At 74.2% G+C, this 6,546-nt stretch carries 6 protein-coding genes; 3 read left to right on the top strand and 3 right to left on the bottom strand.

The genetic code is table 11. The features are described from left to right. Positions 1–1,008: cellulose binding domain-containing protein (locus Cba03nite_RS31080; RefSeq protein ID WP_239126133.1), on the bottom strand; the 1,008-nt coding region annotated here is incomplete at its 3' end. Between the two features lie 308 nt (positions 1,009–1,316). After that, positions 1,317–1,928 carry a TetR/AcrR family transcriptional regulator gene (locus Cba03nite_RS31075; RefSeq protein ID WP_203753900.1) on the bottom strand — a complete coding sequence of 204 codons (612 nt, stop codon included), beginning with the start codon at positions 1,926–1,928 and terminating at the stop codon, positions 1,317–1,319. A 161-nt stretch (positions 1,929–2,089) separates the two neighbouring features. Between Cba03nite_RS31075 and Cba03nite_RS31070 the strand changes: the two genes are divergently transcribed. The 3 genes from Cba03nite_RS31070 to Cba03nite_RS31060 are packed head-to-tail and all read left to right on the top strand — an operon-like array spanning position 2,090 to position 5,270. Continuing rightward, on the top strand, positions 2,090–3,586 hold the full coding sequence (locus Cba03nite_RS31070; RefSeq protein WP_239126132.1) for a flavin-containing monooxygenase: 1,497 nt from the start codon (positions 2,090–2,092) through the stop codon (positions 3,584–3,586). Next, positions 3,583–4,482 (top strand): SDR family oxidoreductase, encoded by a 900-nt coding sequence (locus tag Cba03nite_RS31065; protein ID WP_203753896.1) that lies wholly within the window; start codon positions 3,583–3,585, stop codon positions 4,480–4,482. Before Cba03nite_RS31070 ends, Cba03nite_RS31065 begins: the two co-directional genes overlap by 4 nt. Continuing rightward, positions 4,479–5,270: an alpha/beta fold hydrolase gene (locus Cba03nite_RS31060; RefSeq protein WP_203753894.1), complete on the top strand. Its 792-nt coding sequence runs from the start codon at positions 4,479–4,481 to the stop codon at positions 5,268–5,270. Before Cba03nite_RS31065 ends, Cba03nite_RS31060 begins: the two co-directional genes overlap by 4 nt. A gap of 219 nt (positions 5,271–5,489) precedes the next feature. On the opposite strand, the gene Cba03nite_RS31055 is transcribed toward Cba03nite_RS31060, so the two are convergent. Then, positions 5,490–6,536: a glucose 1-dehydrogenase gene (locus Cba03nite_RS31055; protein ID WP_203753892.1), complete on the bottom strand. Its 1,047-nt coding sequence runs from the start codon at positions 6,534–6,536 to the stop codon at positions 5,490–5,492. Positions 6,537–6,546: the final 10 nt, after the last annotated feature.

Below are 6,546 nucleotides of genomic sequence, written 5' to 3'. Positions count from 1 at the left end.
CCGCAGGCCCATCGCGCTGCTGCTGCCGGCGATGGCCGCGATGCGGTCCAGCCAGACACCGGTCGAGGTGTTGGCCACGCGCGAGCCGCCCGGCTCGGCGATGGCCTTGGAGCGCCAGTTCGGGTTCACGTAGCCGGTCGCGCCGGCGTACGGGTTGTCCACCCGGCCGCTCTGCGTGATGTCGTTGTCGATCTCGGTGACCGCCAGCGAGGCGCCCGTGTAGCCCGAGGCCGACGCCGCTACCGTCGCGGTGCCGTGGGTCTGGTCGCTGTCCTCGGCCGCGGCGATGGAGACGCTCACGCCGGCCACCGCGTTCGACGGGGTCAGCGTCACCGACGACGGGGCGGTGATGCTGGTGTCGCCGGAGCGGGCCAGCGCCACGGTCACGTTCGCGGTCGGCGCGGCACTGAGCTTGACGGTCACCGAGGAGCTGGAGCCCTCGGCCACGCTCACCGACGCCGGGGAGATGATGATCGACTTCGCCTGCGGGCTCGGGCTGGCGCTCGGGCTCGTGCTGGGGCTCGGCTGGGTGCTCGGGCTGGTGCTCGGGCTCGGGGTCACCCCGCCGGTGGTGCAGGTGGTGTTGTTCAGCGTGAACGACGTCGGCTTGGCGTTGCTGCCCGACCAGCGGCCGTTGATGCCGATGCTGGTCGACGCGCCGGTGGCCAGCGAGCCGTTGTAGGACAGGTTCGAGGCGGTGACGTTGCCGCCGGACTGGGTCCAGTTGGCCGACCAGCCGGGCAGGGTCAGGGTCTGGCCGTTGGCGTACGAGTAGCGCAGCGTCCAGCTGGTGAGCGCGTCACCGGTGTTCTTCACGGTGATGTTGGCGGTGAAGCCGCCGGAGCCCGGCGCCTCGGTCCACTCGTTGGCGGCGTAGGTGATGTCGCAGCCGGGTGCGGCGTGCGCCATCGCGGCGGGCAGCGTGACGAGGCCCGCTACCACGAGGGCGCTCGCGCCGGTCAGCGCGATTGCCTTGCGCCTTCCGGACAGGGTGATCGGGAATCTCATTGCCTTCTCCTTGGGCCAAGGACGGAGCCCCGGGGCCGGGGTCCCGTGTGGACGCCCTGGCCACGACCGGGAGGAGGGCCGCGCCGGGGGCGTCACGCAGTGCTGCGGATTGCCCGGCCCGGCGGGCGGAACTCAGGTGAACGCACGCGACCAGAACCGGTCCGTGCCGTCGCCGTCCCGGTGGTGCAACCGGGTGCCCTCGGCGAGGATGTCGCGCGTGCTCCCAACGCGAACGCGGTCATCGTCGCACACGAAACATCCCTGACACAACACCGGATGTCTATGCGTTGAGCACCCGCTGTGCAGGTTCAGCCCTTGAGCACCGCCGAGATCAGGCGGACCACGTCCTCGTGCAGCGCGGCGAAGCGGCCCTGCACGTCGGGGCCGGCGGTGTCGGCGTACGGGTCGATGGCGTGCAGCAGCAGCTCGTTGATCCCGCCGACGATGGCCAGCGCCTGCGGCTGCGACAGCGGCTGCAGCTCGGGGTCGGTGAGCCGGCCGCCCTCGACCAGGTCGACCAGCGTGCCGGCGAAGCGCTGCAGGGTGCGCTGGCGCAGCTGGAACGCGCGGTGCCCGGCCGCCTGCACCTCGACCAGCATGGTCCGGGTGAACGCGGGCATGGTCTCCAGCGCGCCGAGGTACGCCGCGGCGCCGTCGCTGATGCGCTGCGGCCAGGGCTGGTCACCGGAGGCGGCCGCCCTGATGATCAGCATGAGCCGGTCGCAGACGTGCTCGTACAGCGCCATCAGGCACTCCTCCTTGGCGGAGAAGTGCTCGTAGAAGGTGCGCTTGGAGACGCGGGCCAGCGCCACGACGTCGGCGATGGTGGTGGACGCGTAGCCCTTCTCCGCCACGCAGGTGGCCAGCGCCGTGGTCAGGTCACGCCGGACGGACTCGAACGTTCTGGTGGGGGCGGCCACGGTTCCTCCGCTGCTCGGAAGCACAGGGTCGAATGGCTGCCGACTGTACCGGCGGCCCGCACCCTTTTCGGTCCTTCCCCGGCGTGTTACCCGATGGTAATTTCTGGGGCAGCGCTCCTGGTACCGATGGGTACCAGGCGGTCTCGCCGAGGAGGTCGCCGGTGAACAGCAAGGACGGATCCCGCCACACCCGCATCGCGATCATCGGCGCCGGATTCGGCGGCATCGGCGCGGCGATCCGGCTGCGCGGCGCGGGCCACCACGACTTCCTCGTGTTCGACCGGGGCGCCGAGGTGGGCGGCACCTGGCGCGACAACACCTACCCCGGCTGCGCCTGCGACGTGCCGTCGCACCTGTACTCCTTCTCGTTCGCCCGCAACCCCGGCTGGAGCCGCAGCTTCTCGCCGCAGCCGGAGATCTGGGCCTACCTGCGCCGCTGCGCCGACGAGCACGGCGTACGCCCGCACCTGCGGCTGGGCCACGAGGTGCACGCCGCGGCCTGGGACGCCGCGGATCAGGTGTGGCGGCTGGACACCTCGCACGGGGCGTACTCGGCGGACGTGCTGGTCGCGGCGGGCGGGCCGCTGACCGAGCCGTCCATCCCGGACCTGCCCGGCCTGGCGGGCTTCCGGGGCGAGACGTTCCACTCCGCGCGCTGGCGGCACGACCTCGACCTGCGCGGGCGGCGGATCGCCGTCGTCGGCACCGGCGCCTCGGCGATCCAGTTCGTGCCGCAGCTCGCGCCGCAGGCCGCACGGCTGACCCTGTTCCAGCGCACCCCGGCCTGGGTGCTGCCGCGCGGCGACCGGCGGATAAGCGCGCTGGAGCGGCGGCTGTTCCGCGCCGCGCCGTTCACCCACCGGCTCGCCCGGACCGCCGCCTACTGGGGGCGCGAGCTGCAGGGCACCGCGTTCCTGCGCCCGGCGCTGATGCGGGTGGGCCAGGCCGTGGCCCGGCGGCACCTGCGCCGTTCGGTGGCCGACCCGGCGCTGCGCGCGAAGCTCACTCCGCGCTACACCATGGGCTGCAAGCGGGTGCTGCTGTCCGACGACTTCTACCCGGCGCTGGCGCGCGACAACGTGGACGTGGTCACCGAGCCGATCACCCGGGTCACCGCGGACGGCGTGGTCACCGCGGACGGGCGCACCCACCCTGTGGACACCATCGTGTTGGGCACCGGCTTCCACGTCACCGACCTGCCGATGGCGCACGCCATCCGGGGCGCCGACGGGCGCACCCTGGCCGAGCACTGGGCGGGCGGCATGCACGCCTACCGCGGCGTCGCCGTGTCGGGCTTCCCGAACCTGTTCCTGCTGCTCGGGCCGAACACCGGGCTCGGCCACAACTCGGTGGTCTTCATGATCGAATGCCAGCTCGCCTACCTGCTCGGCGCGCTGCGGCACCTGGACCGGACCGGTGCCGCCATCGAGCCCGACCCGGACACGCAGCGGCGCTACAACGAGGCGCTGGACCGGCGGATGGCGGGCACGGTGTGGGCCACCGGCGGCTGCCGCAGCTGGTACCTCGACGAGCACGGCCGCAACTCGACCCTGTGGCCCGGCTACACGTGGACGTACTGGCTGCGTACGCGGCGCTTCGACCCCGGGGCGTACCGGGCCGTGCCCGCCCGCGCCGCGACCGCCGGGGTGAACCGGTGACGCCCCGGCTGTCCGGGCAGGTCGTGCTGGTCACCGGAGCCGCCCGGGGCATCGGCGAGTACACCGCCCGGCTCGCCGCCGCGCACGGGGCCCGGCTCGCGCTGGTCGGGCTGGAGCCGGACCGGCTGCGCCTGCTCGCCGACGAGCTGGACGCCGCGCACGGCGACGGCACCGCCGCCTGGTTCGCCGCCGACGTGACCGACTCGGCCGCGCTGGACCGGGCCGTGGCCGGGACCCTGGCCGCCTTCGGGCGCATCGACGCCGTCGTCGCCAACGCGGGCGTGGCGAGCCTGGGCACCGTCGCGGCCGGCGACATCGGCGCGCTGGCCCGCACCGTCGAGGTGAACCTGATCGGCGTGATGCGCACCGTCGCCGCCACCGCCGCGCCGGTCATCGCCGCGCGCGGCTACTACCTGCTGGTCTCCTCCACGGCCGCGTTCGCGGCGCTGCCGGGCATGTCGGCGTACTGCGCGGCCAAGGCCGGGGTCGAGCACTTCGGCACGGCGCTGCGGCTGGAGCTGGCCCACCACGGGGTGGGCGTCGGCACCGCGCACCCCGGCTGGATCGACACCGACCTGGTCCGCGACGCCCGCGCCGACCTGCCGTCGTTCCGCGACTCGTTCCGCGCCATGCCCTGGCCCGTCGGCTCGATCACCTCCGTGGAGCGGTGCGCGCGGGCCTTCGTACGCGGCGTCGAGCGCCGCCGCCGCCGCGTCTACGTGCCACGGGCGATCGCCGGGGTGCACTGGCTGCGCACGCTGATCAGCTCGCGGCTCGCCGACGCGCTGGTCGGGCGCCGGTCGCGGGTGCTGGTGCCACGGATGGAGCAGGAGGTCGCGGCGCTGGGCCGCTCCTTCGGCGTACACAGCACCGGGACCGGGCAGGAGGCGGCATGAGCATCGAGGTGGCGTACGAGCGGCGTGGCTCCGGCGAGCCGCTGCTGCTGATCCACGGCATCGGCCACCACTGGCGGGCCTGGGAGCCGGTGCTGGACCGGCTCGCCGAGGCGCACGACGTGATCGCGATCGACCTGCCCGGCTTCGGCCGCTCGCCCGTGCCCGACGGCGGCATGCCCGGCGACATGGCGGCCAGCGTCGCGCAGCTCGCGCAGTGGCTGGCCGCGCAGGGCCTGCACCGGCCGCACGTCGCGGGCAACAGTCTCGGCGGCGCGATCGCGCTGGAGCTGGCCGCGGCCGGGCACGTCGCCTCGGCCACCGCGATCTCCCCCGCCGGCTTCTGGACCCGCTGGCACGCCCGGTACGCGGTCACCGTGCTCACCGCGATCCGCCTGGGCACCCTGCTGCCCCGGCCGGTCCTGCGCGCCAACATGCGCCCGTCGCCGACCCGCGCGCTGGCGTTCGCCATGCTCATGACCCACCCCGGCCGCATCGGCGAGGAGCGGGCGCTGTCCGACGCGCTGGCCATGCGCGACGGCGCCGGGTTCCGGCCGGTCGCCCGCGCCGCCGGCAAGGGCTACCACTTCCACGGCGTGCCGGACGTGCCGGTCACCGTGGCCTGGGGCGACCGCGACCGCATCCTGCTCCCCCGCCAGGCCGCCATCGCCCGCGAGCGCCTGCCGCACGCCCGCCACGTCACCCTCCCCGGCTGCGGCCACATCCCCATGAGCGACGCCCCCGACCTCCTCGCCGAAACCATCCTGTCCACCACCCACCCCCGCCCCTGACCCCCGCCCTCCCCACCCGAACGCCCGCCGCGCGGGGCCGCGCCGCGCCGGACGGGGCGCCCATGATCGTCCGACTTGCCTGGCAAACGGGCGTATCTTGAAGCCGCTTTCGCCCATGTGCCAGGCAAGTCGGATGATCAAGGCGCGCGCCGCGCGGACCGCGGGCGGGACGGCGCGCGGACCGCGGGGCGGGGCGGGCGTGGGCGGGACGCGCGGTGGTCAGGGGGCGAAGTCGAGGACGACCTTGATGTCGTCGGGGCGGCTGTCGAGGGCCTCGGCGTAGTGGTCGGCGGGGACGCGGCGGGTGATGAGGGCGGCCAGCCAGTCGCGGTCGGCGGAGCGCAGCGCGTGGGCTGCCTCCTGCCAGTGGCGCAGGTTGGCGTTGACCGTGCCGAAGACCACGTTGTTCTCCAGGACCATGTCGCGGTTGAGGCCGCCTAGGTCGAGCGCCAGCTTGCGGCCGCCGCTGGAGACGCCGGTGAGCGCGACCGTGCCGTTCGGCCCGACCTGGTCGATCGCCTGGGCGATGACCGGCGGCGCGCCGGTGCACTCCAGCACGATGTCGGGATCGAAGCCGACGTCGCACACCGAGCCCGTGTGGTACGTCGCGCCCAGGCCCGCCACCAGCTCCGGCTTCGGGCCGTCGGTGGCCCGGTCCAGCACGTGCACCTCAAGGTCCCGCTGGCGGCCGAGCAGCGCCGCGAGCAGGCCGATCGGCCCGGCCCCGGTGACAAGCACGGTGCTCGGCTCGTAGCGGGCGCGCAGGCCGATGCGCTCGATGTGCTCCCACGCCTTGGCCACCACGCTGGTCGGCTCCAGCAGCATGCCTACCTCCAGCAGCGCGGGGTCCAGCGCGACCGCGAAGTCGGGCTCGACGCGCCAGCGTTCCCGGGCGAAGCCGTGCCGCTCCTTGATACCGCACTCCACGTACTGCCCGTTGCGGCACATGTCCCACTCGCCGACCAGGCAGTTCACGCACGGCACGGGGTCCGGCCGGCGCACCACCCCGGCGACCAGCGTGCCGGGCTGCCAGCGGCCGGAGTCGTCGGAGATCACCCGGCCCAGCGACTCGTGGCCGAGCACCAGCCGCCGGTCCGGGCCGGGGGCGGTGCCGTACTCCGCCGCGACGATCTCCCGGTCGGTGCCGCAGATGCCCACCGCGAGCGCCTGCACCAGCACCTGGCCCTCGGACTCGTCCGGTTCGGGCAGGTCGTCGACGTACTGCGCCGAGTCCGGGCGTCCCGTCTCGACGATCAAACCTCGCATAGCCGTCACC

Origin of the sequence: Catellatospora bangladeshensis (genome assembly GCF_016862575.1) — a bacterium.
Classification (GTDB): domain Bacteria; phylum Actinomycetota; class Actinomycetes; order Mycobacteriales; family Micromonosporaceae; genus Catellatospora; species Catellatospora bangladeshensis.
Note: the sequence above shows the minus strand (reverse complement) of the source record. Positions and strands in the feature narration are given on the sequence as shown.